At 62.3% G+C, this 18,674-nt stretch carries 12 protein-coding genes and 4 pseudogenes; 8 read left to right on the top strand and 8 right to left on the bottom strand.

Going from position 1 to position 18,674, the window contains the following annotated elements; translation table 11 throughout:
• From ACIPVK_RS05945 to ACIPVK_RS05960, 4 genes are all read right to left on the bottom strand, one after another.
• Positions 1 to 1,140, bottom strand: a 1,140-nt coding sequence (locus tag ACIPVK_RS05945) for a hypothetical protein (RefSeq protein WP_407611044.1), incomplete at its 3' end; no start/stop codon positions are given.
• Between the two features lie 1,274 nt (positions 1,141 to 2,414).
• Entirely contained in the window at positions 2,415 to 2,696 is a 282-nt protein-coding gene (locus ACIPVK_RS05950; protein ID WP_407611045.1) for a hypothetical protein, read from the bottom strand.
• Between the two features lie 284 nt (positions 2,697 to 2,980).
• Complete coding sequence (locus ACIPVK_RS05955; RefSeq protein WP_407611046.1) at positions 2,981 to 4,705, bottom strand: DNA/RNA helicase domain-containing protein; 1,725 nt, start codon at positions 4,703 to 4,705, stop codon at positions 2,981 to 2,983.
• Complete coding sequence (locus ACIPVK_RS05960; protein WP_407611047.1) at positions 4,692 to 5,012, bottom strand: nucleotide pyrophosphohydrolase; 321 nt, start codon at positions 5,010 to 5,012, stop codon at positions 4,692 to 4,694. The genes ACIPVK_RS05955 and ACIPVK_RS05960 overlap by 14 nt, the downstream gene beginning before the upstream one ends.
• A 14-nt stretch (positions 5,013 to 5,026) precedes the next feature.
• On the opposite strand from ACIPVK_RS05960, the pseudogene ACIPVK_RS05965 reads away from it, so the two are divergent.
• A pseudogene (locus ACIPVK_RS05965) lies at positions 5,027 to 5,695 on the top strand (APC family permease); the annotation flags it as partial.
• Between the two features lie 53 nt (positions 5,696 to 5,748).
• Here the strand turns inward: ACIPVK_RS05965 and ACIPVK_RS05970 are convergent.
• From ACIPVK_RS05970 to ACIPVK_RS05980, 3 genes and pseudogenes are all read right to left on the bottom strand, one after another.
• A pseudogene (locus ACIPVK_RS05970) lies at positions 5,749 to 6,339 on the bottom strand (MFS transporter); the annotation flags it as partial.
• Between the two features lie 45 nt (positions 6,340 to 6,384).
• Entirely contained in the window at positions 6,385 to 7,410 is a 1,026-nt protein-coding gene (locus ACIPVK_RS05975) for a DUF808 domain-containing protein (protein WP_407611048.1), read from the bottom strand.
• A gap of 167 nt (positions 7,411 to 7,577) precedes the next feature.
• Positions 7,578 to 7,757, bottom strand: a pseudogene (locus tag ACIPVK_RS05980) (hypothetical protein); the annotation flags it as partial.
• On the opposite strand from ACIPVK_RS05980, the pseudogene ACIPVK_RS05985 reads away from it, so the two are divergent.
• Positions 7,757 to 7,922: pseudogene (locus ACIPVK_RS05985) on the top strand (amino acid permease); the annotation flags it as partial. The pseudogenes ACIPVK_RS05980 and ACIPVK_RS05985 sit on opposite strands and share 1 nt — an antisense overlap.
• Here the strand turns inward: ACIPVK_RS05985 and ACIPVK_RS05990 are convergent.
• The gene (locus ACIPVK_RS05990) at positions 7,904 to 9,070 is read right to left on the bottom strand and encodes a glutamate--cysteine ligase (protein WP_407611049.1); all 1,167 of its coding nucleotides are present in this window, start codon (positions 9,068 to 9,070) and stop codon (positions 7,904 to 7,906) included. The pseudogene ACIPVK_RS05985 and the gene ACIPVK_RS05990 sit on opposite strands and share 19 nt — an antisense overlap.
• Positions 9,071 to 9,333: 263 nt before the next feature.
• Between ACIPVK_RS05990 and ACIPVK_RS05995 the strand changes: the two genes are divergently transcribed.
• The 6 genes from ACIPVK_RS05995 (at position 9,334) to ACIPVK_RS06020 (ending at position 18,642) form a co-directional block, all read left to right on the top strand.
• Positions 9,334 to 11,676, top strand: a complete 2,343-nt coding sequence (locus tag ACIPVK_RS05995) for a chromosome segregation ATPase (protein WP_407611050.1) — start codon at positions 9,334 to 9,336, stop codon at positions 11,674 to 11,676.
• A 490-nt stretch (positions 11,677 to 12,166) separates the two neighbouring features.
• Entirely contained in the window at positions 12,167 to 13,414 is a 1,248-nt protein-coding gene (locus tag ACIPVK_RS06000) for an MFS transporter (RefSeq protein WP_407611051.1), read from the top strand.
• 332 nt (positions 13,415 to 13,746) lie between these two features.
• Complete coding sequence (locus ACIPVK_RS06005) at positions 13,747 to 15,291, top strand: ABC transporter substrate-binding protein (protein ID WP_407611052.1); 1,545 nt, start codon at positions 13,747 to 13,749, stop codon at positions 15,289 to 15,291.
• Position 15,292: 1 nt separating this feature from the next.
• Positions 15,293 to 16,246 (top strand): ABC transporter permease, encoded by a 954-nt coding sequence (locus tag ACIPVK_RS06010; RefSeq protein WP_407611053.1) that lies wholly within the window; start codon positions 15,293 to 15,295, stop codon positions 16,244 to 16,246.
• Complete coding sequence (locus tag ACIPVK_RS06015) at positions 16,239 to 17,090, top strand: ABC transporter permease (protein WP_407611054.1); 852 nt, start codon at positions 16,239 to 16,241, stop codon at positions 17,088 to 17,090. Before ACIPVK_RS06010 ends, ACIPVK_RS06015 begins: the two co-directional genes overlap by 8 nt.
• Positions 17,083 to 18,642, top strand: coding sequence for an ABC transporter ATP-binding protein (locus tag ACIPVK_RS06020; RefSeq protein ID WP_407611055.1), 1,560 nt, complete (start codon positions 17,083 to 17,085; stop codon positions 18,640 to 18,642). The genes ACIPVK_RS06015 and ACIPVK_RS06020 overlap by 8 nt, the downstream gene beginning before the upstream one ends.
• Positions 18,643 to 18,674 lie beyond the last annotated feature (32 nt).

An 18,674-nucleotide genomic window follows, 5' to 3' on the forward strand; every position in this document is an offset into this window, starting at 1 on the left:
GGCTGCGTTGTAGTGCTGAGAGAGCCATCGGAAGAACCCGTGCCCAGCCACGTTGTCGTACTTGATGTCCAGCCGTTTTCGCTGATCGTGGAGGGGTGCTTCGATCTTCATGTTGCTTACCGACGCATCGAGGACCGCCGTCAAGATCGAAGCGACTGCACGGTGGTAGGAGGTGGCACCCGCTTTGCCTGGAAGGATGGCCTCGAGTGGTCCGGTTAGCTCGTCGAAGTCGACTGGAGGTGTTCCTGTTCGCTCTTCAAAATCCGGATTGGTGTAGGGCGGGTAGGAGGCACTAGTTACGGCTGCTCGCAGGTTCTCCAGCGCCTGAGGTCGCTTCTGAGTTTCACGTTCAGCGTCTGGCTTGGTTTTGCCGTACTTTGCCTCGAGGTCTTTCTTGTAGATCTTTTTTCTCTTGTCCTTGAGAATGTGAACAAGGCCCGAATTCGCTTTCAGCTCTTCGTCTTCGAGGATTGGACGAAGGAAGTCCCGGTAGTAGGTACTGAAATTGGTGATCAACTGAGATCGAACAATTGATTTGGGCACCAGGAGAAGCTTGCCCTCCGGTCCACGCGGAAGCAGCACTTGCTGTTCGGCCCAGTCCAACACATCGGGATCCCACATTGGTCCCGACCATTGTAGATGCATCGCCACGCCGTGTAGATGACACATGTCCTGGGTGTAGCGGATGAGGGGATGACGGATGATGCTCGTCGTCATGTCACTCACGAAGTCACGGTCAATGCCGCGGATGAAAAGTGCTGTCTCTTCGAGATCTTGCAGCAATCCGGTTTTGGCGGCCTCGCTGTTGGCCAACGCTGCCACTATTTCCGCGCGCTTGGCCGTCCCGAGCCCTCGGCCTCGTGCAGGCCCGCGGCTTTGTCCCAGGTGCGTCTCGTTAGGCTCTGTTCCAAGGGAACGGACAAGAGCTGAGATGCGTGCAGTGTCGCCGGCCGCGATGGCTGTGAGAACTTCATGGAAGTAGGACTGGAGCAGCGCCTGGCACTCCTCAGAGAAGCCGCCTCGCTGGTTCCGGATCGCTCGAGGGTCGATGTAGACCCGAACATCGTCCGTCGTGTCTATGTCGACGAAGTCGAGAAGTCCTTGTCCTACTTCAAGCCCGAATTCTTCCGAAAAGCGCATGTATCCCCCATCTTGGCGTTTTCGCAATCATCGCAGCCGGAGAGCGATAGCACCAAATACCATGCACCAATGTGGTCCTGCAGGATTATTCCCAGCGTGGAGATTTTCACACCTCCCATGCACGCTGGAACTCAATCCAAGAGCAACATTATTGTTGGGCACATATTTATCGTCATCTCCTACCGTTATGGAGGATTCGGAGGCGACACCATATTAACATGCAACGAACCCAAAAAGTTGTCCATTAACTCCGGATCCTACAGACGCTGGTGAAAACCCAGACGCCGAGATGCCGGCCGCCAAGGAGCTCTCGGCGATGCGGGACGAATACTTTGAACAGTTGAACGAAACCCACCTCAAAACCCATTTGCAAACGGACGTGAGTGCTGGGAAACGCGGGCAGTGCCAAATAGCGTCTGATAGTACCGGTGTTCCAGCGACCAGTGTGTAAAGAGTCATGCTCTCGGGGTAAACCGGCCGGTACCTATCCTGCCAGCCAGTCCCAGACCAGCTACTGACAAGTCTCACAGTGTGTATTCTCGCGACATCGTGGACACTGAATCTCAGCACTTCGTGGACACCCGGTCTCATGTCTTCGTGTACAACTACCACAAGCCATCCGGGACCTGCCGGATGGCTTGTGGGTTGCCCGTGATCTGGTTCAAGGCTGTGTGAAGATTTCGGGCATCTGCGTTTCCCGTAGCGCGTATTCCTTCCGGTAGTTCTCAGCCTTGCGTGTATAGACGCGGCTCTCGGTAGCGAGTGTGGGTCCAAGCGGTAGCGCCTACGTGCGTAACGGAAAGCGCCTGGACTGGTCCTAGCCGATGGCCGCTGGCGGCTCCGTGGCCGGGAACCACTTCAGGCGGCGGCGACCGGAGGGGTCGACCGGGTGCTTGGCGCCAGGCTGTGCTCGGTGACTGCCGGGGACTCCCACAAACGGCGGAGGCACGGAGCACCCGGGATGCCTGCCGCTACGACCACAGCAGGCAACAGTCCGGCAATTGCTAGCCGTCAGCGCATGTGCCGACTGCGTCCCGCACGAAGCCGCACGAAGCGCCAACGCTCCCACCAGGCAGCCCGGCGGCAGCGTCCCCGGGCACGGTCCGAGGTGGCGTCCGGATTGCCCGGCAATGTTGCTGCAGCACGGGTGGCCGTGGACGAGGCAACGGAGCACGGGCTTCCCCGGAGTGCTCGGTGCAGGCCACCGGCCCATCGGAGCTCGCGAAGGTGCTATCCGATGCACCCACGGGTGCTACCGATTCGCCCCACACCCGCTATCCGAAGCTTCGATTTAACACCTTGCGTTCCCAGTGCACCGTCGCGTTCATCATGTGGATTCCCCGAATCAAGTACGAGGCGATTAACTTGCCGTTCTCGTGCATGGCCATCATCGGCAACGGGAACGACATGATCACTTCGTCGGTGTCGGGATCCGAAAGCAGGAATTCTTCATCGGTGACGGTACGGCAATACTGGCGGCCCGCCAATGTTGAGTGCACGGAAATGTGCTGGCCCTTGTAGAGGACCTTTCGTTGGTCTCTCATGTCTTCAATCAAGATCTCATTCGCTGCCAGGCCGGTGGCGGGCTACCTGGGCTTTTGGCCCGTAACATACCATCCTGAACTCCGCGGAATCCTGACCCCTCGACTCGCATGCATCTTGCGCAACGAAACGTCTGCAGGACTTGTGGTCTAAAATCTGAAACCAGACCCCCATGTTGGGTGCAATCAGTTTACGGCGTGCGTCGGCTCAACCGCCGATATTGGCACGTATGACATTAGAAATCGACCTGTTGATGATTTTGGAAACCATAGAACGTGCGCGTCGCCGCGGCCAACGATTACTTGGCGGCTGACAGATAACCCCTCAAGTATTCACGAAGCGGTCTATCGCACACGTACACGTACGTGCCGAGAATGCCTCTGGTCATGAGCACTGCGTATACGTTCGTGATGTAGCGCAAGAGATCATTATCGGAGTATGTAATCCCCAGCTTCGGGTTGTTCTCTTTCCCCTTTTTGTCGAAGTAACTTGCCCGATGGATATACAGGCGCTGTTCAACCGGATCAAATCTGAGATCTGGCCCAATAATTACGCCCGCGTAGTTGAGATCGTATCCTTGCACCGTGTGAATGGAACCAACTTCGTTGATTGATCCAGCCGTATTGATCCAGTCCTTCTGTGTCTGGTTCCAGCGAAACTCGGATCCATCGATTTCAATGTCAAACGCTGCCGCGTCATTCCGAGATTTCCACTCCCATGCATAACCCGCAACGAGACGTGCGAGTTGGGTCTCCGATTCCCGCACTGAAATCTCGTCGGCCATGATTCGGATGTCATCAAAGAACCGAAGATCGTAGTCCCCAAAACGAGTAGGCTTCGGCGGCGCAGGCGAAAGCACCGCACGAATATAATCGACATAGTCGTTCCCTCCCCTAACTCGCATCTGGGAAAACAACCGGTAGTAACGCCCACCAAGCTGAGAGTCTTCGATGAGGGATCTCAGCACGGCCTCCGGCAGATCGGCAGGACGGACGCTTTGGGCGGAATCAACTAGCAGAATCTGGTGGGTGCTTTTCTCTTGTATCCAATCAAGCTGCGTGTGTGAGAGGTGATCGGAACCGAAGAGCTTTTCGTTGATTTCTCGAAATTTTTTGTTTTGCGGTCCGGACGGCTGATTGGCTCTTTGATTAAGTCGATGTGATTCGTCAACGATGAGCAGATCGTATTTGCCCTCGATCGCTCCCAAATCAAAAGGGCTAAGAACCATTGCTGGATCAAGTAGCGGCGTCTTCTTGAAGACCTTACGGATGGAATCACGTAGCGACTGTTGAGGGACAACAAGTCCGATGCGGAACCCTTGCAGGAGCTCGCGATGTCCCTCAAGGAAGAAATCCGAAAATAGTGAATCGCTGTCGTAGTCTTCAGCTGGGTCAGAATCTTGGATATCCCGCAGTAGCTTCATCATGTAGATTGCGACAATGGTCTTGCCCGTTCCAGGGTCACCTTGAACGACGATGGTTCCCGATGATCCGCTCTCGATGTCGCTGAATAGGCCCTCAAGAATATCTTCCACCGCGGCCGCTTGATCGTGGTTAAGCGCCTTAAACGGTGAGAACTTGAATAGATCGCTATTTTCAATTTGCGGTATCGTCCGCTGGAACAGTCCTTCGGATCGAAGGTGGTCAAAAACATCCTGAAACGTCTTCCGATATTCATCGCGATCATAGTAATCCCGATCAGTGACGCCTTCATTGCGATTCAGTACTTGGTAACGGCCTTCACCGGCAAACAACCGAATCAGGAACGACTCAAGATCAAGGCAAGCAGACTTGTTAAACGTCTCGTTAACAACGACTCGCAAGGAAGTTAGATCGGCCTTTTCGGTAGAAGTCTGATGTTGGTTCATGCGGGCCGTGGCGTTGAGCGTCTCACCGACGTAAATCTTCGTCGCATTGTTAAGCGTGTAAACAACCGGCCAATTGGTGAATTTATCACCAAGGGTCTTCATCTCACGGACCGCTGTCGATGAAAAGCGGAGGTGCTCGACCTTAAAGTCGGTCATATTTAGTGCTCCGGCCCCGAGCCTTCTCGACTGGGTATTTGGTTCGAGTCTCTTGAAGCTTCTCCAAGATTATTTCGTTCGGGTCTACGCCAATTCGGTCGGCAAGCAAATATGCATAGGTTAAGACGTCCGCTAGCTCTGCCTTTACGCGTTCAACATGGGCTTCGTCGTTCCATTGAAAACACTCGAGAAGTTCGCCCGATTCTATCGAGATAGACTTTGCCAGATTTGCGGCACTATGGAACTGGCCCCAATCGCGTTCGATGACGAATTCTCGAAGTGTGGGCATGACGGATTCACTGGACATAGTTTCACCGTAGCATGTTCCAAAGTCAGCTTCTGGTCTGGGTTTATACGGTCTCAAATGCCGCTGTTACCACCGGAATCTTATCGAATCAATCGGGCGCAGTTTGCTGCGGTTCTTGGCCCACGTTGGTCTCTTCCGTGTTTGGAACCGCGTGGACAGGCACGGCGGTTCCGCTTCCGTTGCCGACGTGGATCCTCTCCCGCGGCACCCGCACATTCGGCCGCTTCGAACTGGTCGCCGTCGCCATCAAGGTCATCCTGATCCTGTTCATCATCGGCCTGGGCATCTTCTACATCAACACCCAGAACTACAACCCGTTCATGCCCAGCGGGTTCGGCCCAGTCGTGGCGGGTGCCGCAACGGTGTTCTTCGCGGTCTTCGGCTACGACGCCACGAGCACCGCGGCCGAGGAATCCACCGACGGCAAGAAGCACATGCCCAAGGCCATCATCCTCTCCCTCGTCATCGCCATGCTGCTCTACGTGGCCGCCACCCTGGTGCTCACCGGCATGCAGAACTACAAGGATCTCGACCCAACCGCCGGATTCGCCTCCGCCTTCAACGGCGTCGGGCTTCCGGCCATCGCCACCATCATCTCCGTGTTCGCGGTCCTGTCCATCCTCACCGTGATGCTCACCTTCCTGCTGGGAGTGACCCGCGTCTGGTTCTCCATGAGCCGCGACCGGCGGAATCGGCCCCACGTCAACGGCGTATTCCGAGTTCCTGAATATGTCGAGAAGCAGATGACTGCTCCACTTGGGGCTATTTCCTGACGGACGAAGGGGCCTTCCTTGCCGACGACGAACCATATGCCCGCCAGGACAACGCCGGCAATGGCAAAGACCACGAAGGCTGAGACCCTGCCGAATTTCCCAATTGACCAACCGAGCACCGGGGCGAAGATGGCGGGGCCCACCATAGCGCCGACCGATGCGACGGCACCGGGAGCAGCACGCTTCTTCTCGGGGAACCACTTGTAGATCCTGTGGAGCATAACGGGCGAACTAGGTCCTTCCTCTGCGCCGAGAAATAGCCTCTCAATCCAGAGAGAGGGTACGGCGGTCAGGAAAATAATCGGTAGCTGCGAAAGGGTCCACACCAAGCACAGCGCGAAGTGGAACCATTTGGTGGGGATTCGATCCACGAAAGGGGCGGCGCATATCTGCGCTAGAACGAAAGTCAAGAACATTGCACTGCTGACAAGACCGAATGTTTCAGGGCCAGCCAATATTAAGGTCCTGCATGATCGGCACTGCAGCAACGCCGAGGACGGCTTTATATGCCCAGTTAAGCATCGGCACAACGGAAGAGCACCCGCATTTGCCATCAAGGCAACGGTCGGTTCCGCTCCCCCGGAACCAGCTGTTATCGGCTACGGCGCGGGATCGACCTTGTCTTTCCCCGGCCGGTAGCCGGCGATTGCGGCACGGACGTCGCCTTCCTCGTGGTGCCCGCCCTTCTTCTTGCAGAACGGCAGCACCTTGAGCAGCGGGTGCAGGATGGCCATGACCACACTGCCCCAGATGATTCCGAGGACGGCCGAGCAAAGGGTGTTCACGAGCCAGGCCAGGAAGCCGCCCACTGCGGGGATCCCGGCGACAGGTGTCTCCAGTGCATGGACCAGGTCATAGGGAGCGTGCCACCCCAGATCGTGGGCTCCCTGCAGCATGATGTGGCCACCGACCCACAGCATGGCGATCGTCCCGACAAAGGTGATCGCGGCCAGCACGGCTGGCATGCCCTTGACCAGCAGCTCGCCAAAGCGCTTGGTCCCGGCGGAGTCCTTGGTGGCCAGGTGCAGGCCGATGTCGTCCATCTTCACAATGAGTCCGACGGCGCCGTACACGAGCACCGTGATCGCGAGCGCCACGACGACCAGGATGATGGCCCGCGACAGCAGGGACTCGGTGGCCACCTCGTTCATGGAGATGACCATGATCTCGCAGGACAGGATGAAGTCGGTGGTGATGGCGCCCTTGATGACCTTGGCCTCCGCCGCCGGGCCGCGTTCGACCGCCGGGGCCTTCTCGGCCTCGTGGTGGCCGCGGAGCTTGTGCCAGACCTTCTCGGCACCCTCGTAGCAGAGGTAGGTGCCGCCCAGCATGAGGATGAACGGAATGGCTCCCGGGACAAAGGCGCTGACCAACAGCAGCGCCGGTAGGATGATCAGCAGCTTGTTGCGCAGCGAGCCCCAAAAGATCCGCTTGATCATCGGCAGTTCGCGGGACGGGTCGGCCCCGGAGACGTACTGCGGGGTGACGGCGGCGTCGTCGATGACCACGCCGGCGGCCTTGGCCCCCGCCTTCGCGGCTCCGGCTGCGACGTCGTCCACCGAGGCGGCCGCGATGCGGGCGAGGGCCGCGACGTCGTCCAGCAGGGCGACGAGACCGCCGCTCACAGAGCGCCCCGGTGCTGCTCGAGGACGGAAGACGGAGCGTGGAAGCCTCTGTCAAGGCGCATAATTGGCATGCTCAAAGTATATGGTGGCGGGCAGCCAGCCACGGGCTTGCCACTACCTACTTAGAGATAATGGCACTTCTGCCATGCCGGCTAATTCTGGCCGTGTCAATTCCTCCAGGCCCTGACCCGGGCAGCATTCCGGTGGCTGGCAGGGGCTCCCATTCCGCAGAAGTTCCGGTAGGGCCCGAAGCCTTCCGGAGCCGAGACGGCGTATCGCTCGAGGCCGGGACGCTCGTGGCAAGGTGCGGTGCACTCGCTGATGCCGAGGCGAACACGCGCCATGGGCCGTCGCGATCAAGGTCGTCCTGATCCTGTTCATCATCGCCCCTGAGCATCTTCCACATCAACACCCAGAACTACAACCCGTTCATGCCCAGCGGATTCGGACCCGTCGTGGCCGGCGCCGCAACGGTGTACTTCGCGGGCTTCGGCTACGACGCCATGAGCACCGGTTTCCGAGTCCAACTCGGTGAACCGTTCCCCGAGGAATCGTGATCGGCGGGTTTCCGGTGCGTCAGGCCGATTGCCTGGGTTACGGCGTCTGCCAGTCGCCCGTTTAGTTCGTAGGCTTGCCGCTGCCGGTCGGCACCTGTTCCGTTGCCGAGGATCCTTTCCAGGGCTTCCTCGACGTAGTCCGCGTCCCCGGACTCGTTCAGGGCATCCCGGACATGGTCGTGGAGGGCGGAAATGACGTGTCGTGCGTTGTCCGGCCTGTGGGTTACGGGGTGGAGCAGCTCGCCGCCGATCCCCCACCGGCTGGCCATCCAGACCCCTTGGCGCAGGACGATGGCCGGAACCCTGTCGGGTTCCACTCCGGCCTCCCACTCTCGGGCAGCGGTCTCCACCAAGGCCCGAACCAGGGCTGCAATCAGGACGGTGTCGCGTGGATCAAGGCAGACATCGGACACCCGGATCTCCACGGTGGGGTGCCGGGCGGAGAGACGGGCGTCAAAGTCCGGATTGATGACCACCCCGGTGGCTGACAGTTCCGCCACCAGCGCGTGGTAGGCCCACGCCGACCCGAAGACCTCCATCGGACCGGCGGAGGACCATCGGTTCCAGGCCTGCGTGCGGTAGCTGGCGTAGCCGCTGTCCTGGCCGTTCCAGAACGGGGAATTCGAGCTCAACGCCATGAGCGAGGGCAGCCAGGACCGGATGCGATCCAGGACGGCCACGCCCTCCTCATCCGAACTCACGGACACGTGGACATGGAGGCCACAGGTCAGTTGCTCACGCGCCGTCAGGGCATACTTTTCCACCAGGGCGTCATAGCGTTCATTCCTGGTGGGATGGGGTGAGACCGGCTGCGGAGAGGTGGCCAGCGCGACGATCCTCGCACCCGCTTTGCGGGCGAGCGAGTCGGCGTAGGCGCGCCCTTCCAGTATCTCCGTGGCGAGACCGTCCAGGCTGCTGTGCGGGTGCGTGATGACCTCGAGCTGTTCCTGGTGCAGCTCTGCGGACAGCATCTGCCTGGACGAGGGCCCCGGCGCCCGCGAGCTTGCGTCGTGGAGGCCCATCACCTCCGCGGACAGGGGCAAAGGGACACCGCTGACGGGGTCCACGATCAGGAATTCTTCTTCAACACCAAAAGTACGCACCTGCTAAGTGTGGGGCACGAAAGCGACGGCTGAATCCACGCCTCAAGACAGCCCGTCGCAGGTCCAGTGCCTGGGCGATGAAATGCTCCATGTCCGACACAAGTAGTCCCCCGCCAAAACCGAGTACACCCGGGGGAAAAACAGGTAGAAGAAACCAAAAATCGAGTATGACCCACCCGCCCGATGGCCTTCTGCCGCACTTAGAGTCGACACTACAGATTCGGCCATGGGGGCCGCATTTTCAATGTCCTTGGGGGGACTCCATGCGCAAGCCATCACATCACTCTGTCTTCACCCGCCGGCTGGCCGCCGCCATCATCGCGCCCGGCATACTCACCAGCATGCTGCTGTTCGCTCCACAGGCAACAGCAGCCACCGGTTCCACCGGCGCGACCTCAGGGATCTGCACAGGGGTGGTGAACCAGTTGGCCCACCGCGGTACCGTGCAAGAGAACCTGCTCAAGGCGTCCGCCAAGAAGAACGCCGACATCATCACCCGGCTCCAGGGCGAGCGGACGCAGCTGCAGGCCAACGCCGACAGCCTGAAGGCCCAGATCGCCGAGGCGGAATCAGCCATTTCGGCGCTGGACGCCGCGGCGCTGGAGCTCGATGCCCAGCTTAAGACTGCCGGTGAGAACCTCACCGCGCTTCAGGCCGAGCAAGCCGACACCCACGACGCCATTCTCGCCGCGCAAGGCGAGCTCGCGGAGCTGCAGGCGCAGAAACTGGCCACCGAAAACCAGCTGGCACCGCTGCAGGAAGCAAAAACGCAGGCCACGGAGGCCGCCGCGCAGTTGCAGCAGAACGCCGAGGACGTCGAGGCCCGGATCGGTGCGAAAAAGGCCCAGATCAGCGCCGCGGAAGTCGAACGAGCAGCACTCGAGGCCGCCGCAACCGCGGCAGCGGAAGCGCTTGCCGGGAAAAACACCGAGATCGCCCAGGCGGGACGCGAGCTGACGGAACTCTCCGACACCGCAGTTGCTGCCGCAGCCTTCGTTGGCGACGCACAGAAGGCCGTCGGCGACGCCGAGGCCGAACTGCAGAACCTTGAGGGGGCAGGCACCGCCGCCCAGGCGGAAGTCGACGCCCAGCTGGCCAAGATCGAAGACGCAAAATCGACGCTGGCCGACGTTCAACGACGTGCAGCCGACGCCGCGGCTGCTGTCGATGCCAAAAACGCCGCGATCTCCGCGGCCGAGGCCGACCTGACCGCGCTGCAGGGCGCAGCGCAGGACGCCGCCGATGCACTCGCGGCCAAGAACTCGGAGATCGCCGCTGCGCAGGCGCAACTCGATACCTTACGGTCCGCTGCCGACGATGCTGCCGCAGCGGTCACGGCCAACAGCAATAAGCTCGCAACCGTGACGGCGGAAATCGCAGCACTGCAGCAGCAGGTCACCGCGAAGAACGCCGAAATCACGGCCAAGCAGGCCCAGCTTGCGACGGCGCAGAACGAGCTCGCAGCGCTGGCAGCCAGCAAGACAAAGCTGGAAGCCGAGATCACAGATCTCACCAAGCAGATCGCGGACACCAAAGGCGACAACACCGAGAAGGCTCGTCTGCAGGCACTGCGGAAGGCCAAGCAGGACGAGCTGGCCGCAGTAAACCTCCAGATCACCAGCAAGAACGCCACGATTGCCGGCTACCAGGGAGACCTGACGACCCTCCAAGACGCGGTCAACACGCTCAATTCCCAACTCCTGTCCAAGCAACAGGAGAGCAGCGCCCTGCAGCAGCAGGCGGCGCCGCTCCAGGCCTCCCTGACCGCCGCCAATAACGCCGTCTCGACAAAGCAAGCCGAGATCGCCGCCCTCAAGGACCAAGTCCCCGCCCTCCAGGCGGCCGTCACCGCAGCCAACGGTGCTGTCACTGACAAGCAGGGCGAGCTCGCGGAGCTGCAGGGCGGGCTGGGCACGCTTGAGGCCGCTGCTGCCGACGCCGCGGCTGCCGTCACGGCGCAGCAGCAGGTCCTGGCGGACCTCGAAGCAGCACTGCCGACGCTGACCGAGGGCCTGGCTGACAGCCAGGAGGCCATCGCCGCGCAGAAGCTTGTCATTGATGGGCTGAAAGACGATCTGGCCGGCGCCACCGCTGCCCACACTGCCGCGCAGTCAGCCGTCGACACAAAGGCCGCCGAACTCCAGGACCTGCAGGGCCAGTTGCCGGACCTCTCGAAGGCAGTATCCGACGCCAACGCCGCGGTGGCTGCCAAGCAAGGCGAGATCACGGCTCTCAATGGCGACATGGACAAGCTCGTGGCGGACCTCACCGGGCTCAACGGCCAGATCGCCACGAAGGAAGCCGAAATTCTCGAACTCCAGAAGAGGGTGGCTCCGCTGCTGGAGCAGCTGAACGGGCTCAACGGGGAAATCAGCGCCACCGAAAACCAGCTGAAAGACCTGCAGGCACAGCTGACCAAGCTCGACGCACAAGTTACGAACGCCCAGACGGAGCTCAACACCCTTCAGGCGAAGAAGGGTGCAAACAAGGACGCCATTGCAGCGCAAAAGAAAACCGTCATCGGTCTGCAGGATCAGCTCGGTACGGTCCAGAACCAGATCCGGGCCATCGACGGGCAGATAGCGCTTGGGGGCTGCGTCGCCTGATCGAGTGCCCGCCAGGTCCGTCTTGCCGGGCGACTCCGCCGAGTGAACGGTTCGGTGGGCAGGTAAGGGATCGGCCGCAAATGGCCGGTCCCTTCCTGCGTGCCAGGCACGGCTGACTACGACAGGTTTGGACGGCCCCGGTAGGACCGCTCTCCCGGAGTAGGACCTTCGCATCGCCGCCGCCGAAACCGAAGCGGGCGGCAGCTGTGCCACTCCCCCATGTGATCCCCGCGCTTTTGAGAATCCGCGAGCCAAAGGGAGTTCACGGTGGGATCCCTTCAGCGGCAGTAAGTTAGAGTGGCTCATTGCCAATTAATCCACCACAGGAACCAGCATCAGTGAGGCACGAAAGCTTGCGCGCATGGGAAACGACACGGACAGGGAACCTGCCCAGCAGGTCACTCCGAATCCGTCCAACACCCGGATTCAGGGACTCATGAAAGGTTTCCCGCCAGTCCGCAGCGAAGTCCCCGTTCTCCTCGGAACGCAATTGTTGTTCAACATTGGCTTCTACGCGGTGGTCCCCTTTCTGGCCCTGGTCCTCACCGAGGATTTCGGATTGGCCGGTGCGGCGGTCGGGCTCATCCTTGGAGTGCGCACCTTCGCCCAACAGGGACTATTCATCGTGGGAGGAACCCTCGCTGACCGGTTCGGCGCTCGGTCGATCATCCTTGTGGGTTGCGCCGTTCGGGCATTGGGGTTCTTCACGCTGGCAGCATCGCTCTTCACCGGTTCCCCCGTCCTCTGGCTGTTCATTGTGGGCACCCTGCTCACCGGTTTCGGCGGCGCGCTTTTTTCCCCTGGACTCAACGTTCTGGTGGCCGCGGCGGAAACCACGCGGCGGGGAGACAAACATTCGTCTCCGCAACGCCTCACGCTTTTTGCCTGGCTGAGCGTCACCGGTGAAATTGGCGCCGTCGTCGGCCCACTCGTCGGCGCGGCACTGTGGGGCTGGGGCTTTGCCACGGTCGCCGGGCTCGGAGCCGCCTTTTTCCTCGGCATTGGCGTGCTGCTCTGGCGAACACTCGGCGATCCTCCTCGCCCGGCGACATCCCACGCGGGAGCCACGGAAAGCTCCCGCCGGTCGTGGGGAAGCCTTCGGGATCGCCGCTTCATCGCGTTCGCCGGCCTTCACGCCGTGGACCTGCTGGCCTACAACCAGCTGTACCTGGCGATTCCCCTCGAACTCGGACGGGCCGAGGTCGCCACCCAATGGCTTGGTCTGGTCTTCGCGTGGGTCTCCGTCCTGACTCTCGCGTTGCAGTTGCCGATCTCGTGGCTTGCCGCACGCATGGGCGCACCAGCAGCCCTGCGCATGGGTTACGTTCTCGGTGCGCTGGGGTTTTGCGTACTCGGGGTTTCCGGCATGTTTTCACTGGATCACGAGACCGTCCCGGTCACCATCCTTGCAGCGGTGACGTTGCTCGCGATGGGACACATGACGGCTCATCCCACCGCTCTCGGACTCATCCCCAGGTTTGCCGGAGCGAAGCCGGTGGGTTCCTACTACGGCCTGCTTGCCACCTGCGGCGGCGTTGCCGTTCTCCTGGGCAACCTCCTGATCGGAGGGCTTCTGAACGAACCTTCGCCCCCAGGACCCGCCCGTCTCCTTCCGTGGCTGGTCCTCATCGTTCCGCTGCTGCTGGCTGCATTGCTTGCCCCCGGAGTTGCCCGAGGGCTGCTCGCAAGGTCCGAAAAATCCACGGCTCCCACGGTCACGGAGATCCAATCCCGGTGAGGCATCGCCGTACATGTGGCCCGGAGTCCTACGCATTCTCGTCCCGCTCCCCCATGCGTCGGTCCAACAGGGCCGGCCGCGGCAGCACCGTCGGTGTTGACCGAAAGGCATGCGTCCTGGCGTTGGTGTGAAGGTTCTTGGCCTCCGGCCTCTTGCCGATCCTTGTTGCGCAAGGCCCCAGACCGTCCACCAGCCAACGCAGGGCCATTCTCCATCAGATTGACCGGTTCCGGCCGATTTTCATTCCATCGCGAGAACCGGGGTTAGGGTATGCTTACCGAGGCTTTTTGCGATTAAGGGGCCGAATCATCACGTAATCTCAAAGGATCTTCATGAAATTGGGACGCCTCCACACCGCGACCGCGGCCGTCTTGCTCACTGCCGTATTGGCCTCATGCGGCGCCTCGAACCAGAACCCCGCCGCCGAGGCAGCGGTCGACTCCGAGGCCCGTCTGGTCGTCGCCAACTTCCGTGCCCCGGTGTCCAACTGGGCCATGGAGAGCGACGACGCCTACGTGCTGTCCATCGCGGGCTGCCTGGAGACGTTGGCCAGTTACGACCAGGTTGGCAAGAAGGTCGAGCCCATGCTCGCCGAGTCGTGGAAGCAGGCTTCCGCTACCGAGTGGGACTTCAACCTCCGCGATGGCGTGAAGTTCCAGGACGGCACCGAGTTTGATGCCCAGGCGGTCGAGAAGTCCCTGAACCACGTGCTGAAGGCAACCGCACCGGCCCGTGCGGTGAATCCCAAGACCATTGCCAAGGTCAAGGCCTTGGACGCAGACACCGTGCGCATCACGACCCCAGCAGCGGATCCGCTGTTGCCCTACCGCATGGCCAGCGTGAATGCCGGGGTGCTGTCCCCGGCCGCCTACACCGCCAAGGGAATCGACCCCTTCGGCCACTGCACCGGCCCGTTCGCCCCGGTTTCCGAAAAGGCCGGCCAGTCGCTGAGCATGGATCGGAACGCCGAGTACTGGGGCGGCGAGGTGAAGCTGGCCGGAGGCGAGATCCGCTACATCACCGATGGGACCACGCGCTCCACCCAGGTCCAGACCGGGGAATCCGACATCGCGATGTCCATCCCCGCCACCAACATCGCCACGCTGGAAGCCGATCCGTCCGTGGAACTGGCCAAGGCCGACTCTCCCCGCACCGCGACGCTCTACCTGAACAATTCGCGGGCGCCCTTCGAGGACCGTCAGCTGCGCCAGGCCGTCACCATGGCGCTTGACCTGCCGGCCATCGCCGCCAGCGTGTACGAGGGCATCGCCGAACCGGCCACCGGACCGTTTGCCCCGAGCGAGCCATGGGCCAACAGCGAATTGGGTGTCCCGTCGGTCAACCTGGACGAGGCCAAGGCCCTGGTCGAGAAGTCCGGTTATGCCCAGGACAAGCCGCTGGAAATCATCGCCATCGTCGAGCGCGCCGAGTTCGCTTCGGTCGGCGCGATCATCCAGGAGCAGCTCAAGCAGATCGGGTTGCAGGCCAACGTCGTGACCAAGGCCTACGGCGCGGTGGAACCGGACCTGCTCGAGGGCAACTACGACATGGTGCTCAGCCAGCGCAACCGGATGATCGACATTGCCGACCCCATCGGCTTCCTGCAGGCCGACTACACCTGCGCCGGCGGGTACAACCTGAGCCACTACTGCAACAAGGATTTTGACGCCCTGGTCGAACAGGCCGCCGGCGAGTCCGACGCAGACGCTCGCCACACCCTCTACCGCCAGGCCGGCGACATCCTGGCCAAGGATGCGGTCAACGTCTGGCTGGTCAACGAGCAGGCCATCGACGGCGTGGGCGCCTCGGTGCAGGGCTACGTGCAGGATCCCCTGACGCGCTACGTGTTCACCAAGGACCTGGCAAAGACCAAGTAGATTGCCTGTCCTGACGATACTGCTGCGCCGGCTCATCGGGCTCGGCGCAGCAGTCCTGCTCTCCTCCTTCGCCGTCTTCCTGGTGCCCTTCGTCGCCCCCGGGGACCCGGTGCGCAACCTGCTGCGTGCCCGGATGGACGCAGGCGTGGCGGATGAGCAGACGGTTCAGGCCTACGCCGAGCAATTCGGCCTCTACGACCCCCTGTGGGTGCAGTTCGGGCGCTGGCTGGCCCGCTTCTTCTCCGGCGACATGGGGATTTCCTATGTCAGCGGCACCCCCGTCGTCGAGACGGTGCTTCCGGCCGCCGGCGTCACGCTGCTGATCGCCGGGATCTCGATTCTCGTGGCCATGGCCGTCTCCATCGTGCTGGGAGTCGTTGCCGCGACCCGTGCCGGGCGCTGGCCCGACAAACTCATCACCTCGATCACCCATGCGCTGATCGCCATCCCCGAATACGCCATCGCGCCGCTGCTGGTTCTCCTGTTTGCCGTGAAGCTCGCGTGGCTGCCCTCCGCGGGCTTCCATTCGCCGGCATCCCTGGTGATCCCGGTCGGCGTCCTGTGCCTGCGCCCCATCAGCTTCTTCACGGTTGCCGTGCGCTCGGGAATCCTGCAGTCGCTGGGCTCCGAGCATGTGCTGGCCGCGCGGGCCCGCGGGCTGGGCCGCGCCCGCGCGCTGCTGCGCCATGTCATCCCGCACGGCCTGCTTCCGCTGTGGACCATGACCGGCGTCTGGTTCGCCGGGCTACTGGGCGGTTCGGTGATCATCGAGGTCATCTTCGCCATTCCCGGCATGGGCCGGCTGGTCTTCGATGCCATCGTCAATGCCGACATCCCGGTGGCCCAGGGCGGCGTGGTCCTCGTGGTGATCTGCGCGGTGCTGGTCACCAGCGCCGTGGACCTGGTGCAGCAGTTCAGCGACCCGAACGTACGTGTTGGAGCACGCCATGACTAAGAAATCCCTGTCCTTCGTGTGGCTCAGTCCCCCGGCACTCGTGCTCTACCTGGTGCTGGTGCTCACGGTGCTGGCACCCTGGGTCGCCCCCAGCGATCCAAATGCGCAGGATTTGGCGCAGCGTTTGCAGGGCCCGGGCTGGGGCCACCTGCTGGGCACCGATTCACTCGGCCGCGACACCCTGAGCCGGGTCCTGCACGGCGGACGCTTCTCCCTGTCCGTGGCGCTGCTGACCACCCTGTTCTCGCTGTCGCTGGGCACCGTGCTGGGATTGCTCAGCGCCCTGCGCGGCGGCTGGCTGGACGAGTTCTTCCTGCGCGCCAACGACCTGCTGCTGGCCCTGCCGGAAATCGTGGTCGCCCTGTTGGTGATCGCGATCCTGGGGCCCGGGTTCACCTCGATGGTGCTAGCGGTGGGTGTGGTGTCGTGGACCCCGACCGCCCGGCTGGTCCGCTCGCTGGCCGTCCAGGTGCTCTCCACCGGTTACGTGGAGGCCTCGCGCCACGTGGGCAGTTCGCGGTGGTTCATCCTCCGCCACCATGTACTTCCGTTTGTCGCCGGTCCGGTGCTGGCCCAAACGGCCCTGCGTTTCGGGCTGCTGCTGGTGCTCCTCGGCTCGCTGTCCTACCTGGGCATCGGTGTCCAGCCCCCGCAGTCGGACTGGGGCTCGATGCTCGCCGAGGCCCAGCCCCATGCGATCCGCTCTCCCTGGGGCCTGGTCGCCCCGGGTGCCGCAATCTTCATCGTCAGCTTCTGTGTGACCTTGCTGGGCAACCGCCTCACCCAGGCGTTCAACGGCCACGACGTGCTTGAGCCGGCCGGCCAGGGGGAAGCCCGTGGCTAGCCAACTTGAAATCAAGGACCTGTCGGTCCGGGCCGGAACGAACCTCCTGCTGGACGGAATCAGCTGTTCGGTTCGCTCCGGCGAATTGGTCGCGGTGGTCGGCCGATCCGGGTCCGGCAAGACCATGTTGACCAAGGCCATCATGGGCCTGCTTCCCTCCGGGCTGCAGGCCACGGGCCAGATCCTGCTCGACGGGCAGCGGCTGGACACCCTCGGCGAACGCCACAAGGACGCGGTGCGCGGCAGGAAGATCGGCATGCTCTTCCAGCAGCCCAAGCGGGTCATGAATCCGCGGATGACCGTCCGCGCCCACCTGCTCGAGGCCATGGGGGCCACTGGATTCCGCAAGCCAGGAAATGCCGAGAAGAACATCGAGTCCCTGCTGCAGGAAGTCGGCTTGTCCCCGGCCGCCGAGATTGCCCGGATGCGCCCGGACCAGTTGTCCGGCGGCATGGCCCAACGGGTCATGCTGGCCATCGCCCTGGCCGCGGATCCCGCATACATCCTGGCCGATGAACCCACCTCGTCCCTGGATTCCATCCTCAAGGCCGAGATCCTGGAATTGCTGCGACGCAGGCAACTCGAACGCGGGTTGGGAATCCTGCTCATCACCCACGACATCGCCAGCGTTCAGCATATTGCCGACCGGGTCATCGTGGTCAGCGACGGTGCCATCGTCGACCAGTGCCCGACCTCGGCGATGTTTTCCGCGCCCCGGCACGAGAAGACCCGCGAGCTCCTCTCGGCCACGGCTTCCGTCACCAGGGAACCGCAAGAGATCGCCACGCATTGTGTCCTGCGGGCCGACGCGGTGGGCAAGAACTACACCCGCCGCGCCAAGGGCGCTGCGGCGCTGAATCCCACGAGCATGAGCCTGCACGCCGGTGAAGTCCTCGGCGTCGTGGGCCGTTCCGGCTCGGGCAAGAGCACCTTCGCGCGGCTGCTCGCCGGCCTGGAACGGCCCACGCATGGAGAAATCACGGGACAGACGGAAGGGGCGCAATCGACCGGAGTGCAGATCATTCCGCAGGAACCCTTCGGTTCCTTCGACCCGGCCCTGGACCTGCGCACGAGCCTGATGGCAGCCGTCCACCGGCTCCCGGATTCCGAGGCCGCCCAGCTCATCGAGCGGGCCGTCGCCCGGGTGGGGCTGCCGGTCCGGCTCCTTGACCGCTTGCCGGCACAGTGCTCCGGCGGCCAGCTGCAGCGCATGGCCATTGCCCGGGCGCTATTGGTCCAGCCCGACGTGCTGATCTGCGACGAATCAACCTCCGCGCTGGATTCCGTGGCCCAGCGCCACATCCTCGATCTGCTGCTGCAACTGCGCGAGCGCATGGGCATCTCCCTGGTGGTGATATCCCACGACATGGACGTCATCCGGTATGTCAGCGACCGCGTTGCCGTGTTTTACGCGGGGAACCTCGTCGAGTTGGAGCCCTTGGCACAATTCCTTGCGGCGCCCGAACACCCACACAGCCAACAGCTGGTCCGGTCGGTGGACAAGGAAAACGGTTATTCAGGCCTCGCCCTCGACAAGACGCCAGCAGGATAGGTCGAACGTTCTGCGGTTGTGAACGGTTGCTG

The sequence above is a fragment of the Paeniglutamicibacter sp. MACA_103 genome (assembly GCF_045798555.1).
GTDB lineage: Bacteria > Actinomycetota > Actinomycetes > Actinomycetales > Micrococcaceae > Paeniglutamicibacter.

Excerpts from the sequence above, each read along its gene's own strand:
- ACIPVK_RS06005 (WP_407611052.1), top strand. The coding sequence starts at position 13,747 with ATGAAATTGGGACGCCTCCACACCGCGACCGCGGCCGTCTTGCTCACT.
- ACIPVK_RS05960 (WP_407611047.1), bottom strand. The coding sequence starts at position 5,012 with ATGTCCAGTGAATCCGTCATGCCCACACTTCGAGAATTCGTCATCGAA.
- ACIPVK_RS05995 (WP_407611050.1), top strand. The coding sequence starts at position 9,334 with ATGCGCAAGCCATCACATCACTCTGTCTTCACCCGCCGGCTGGCCGCC.
- ACIPVK_RS05955 (WP_407611046.1), bottom strand. The coding sequence starts at position 4,705 with ATGACCGACTTTAAGGTCGAGCACCTCCGCTTTTCATCGACAGCGGTC.
- ACIPVK_RS06015 (WP_407611054.1), top strand. The coding sequence starts at position 16,239 with ATGACTAAGAAATCCCTGTCCTTCGTGTGGCTCAGTCCCCCGGCACTC.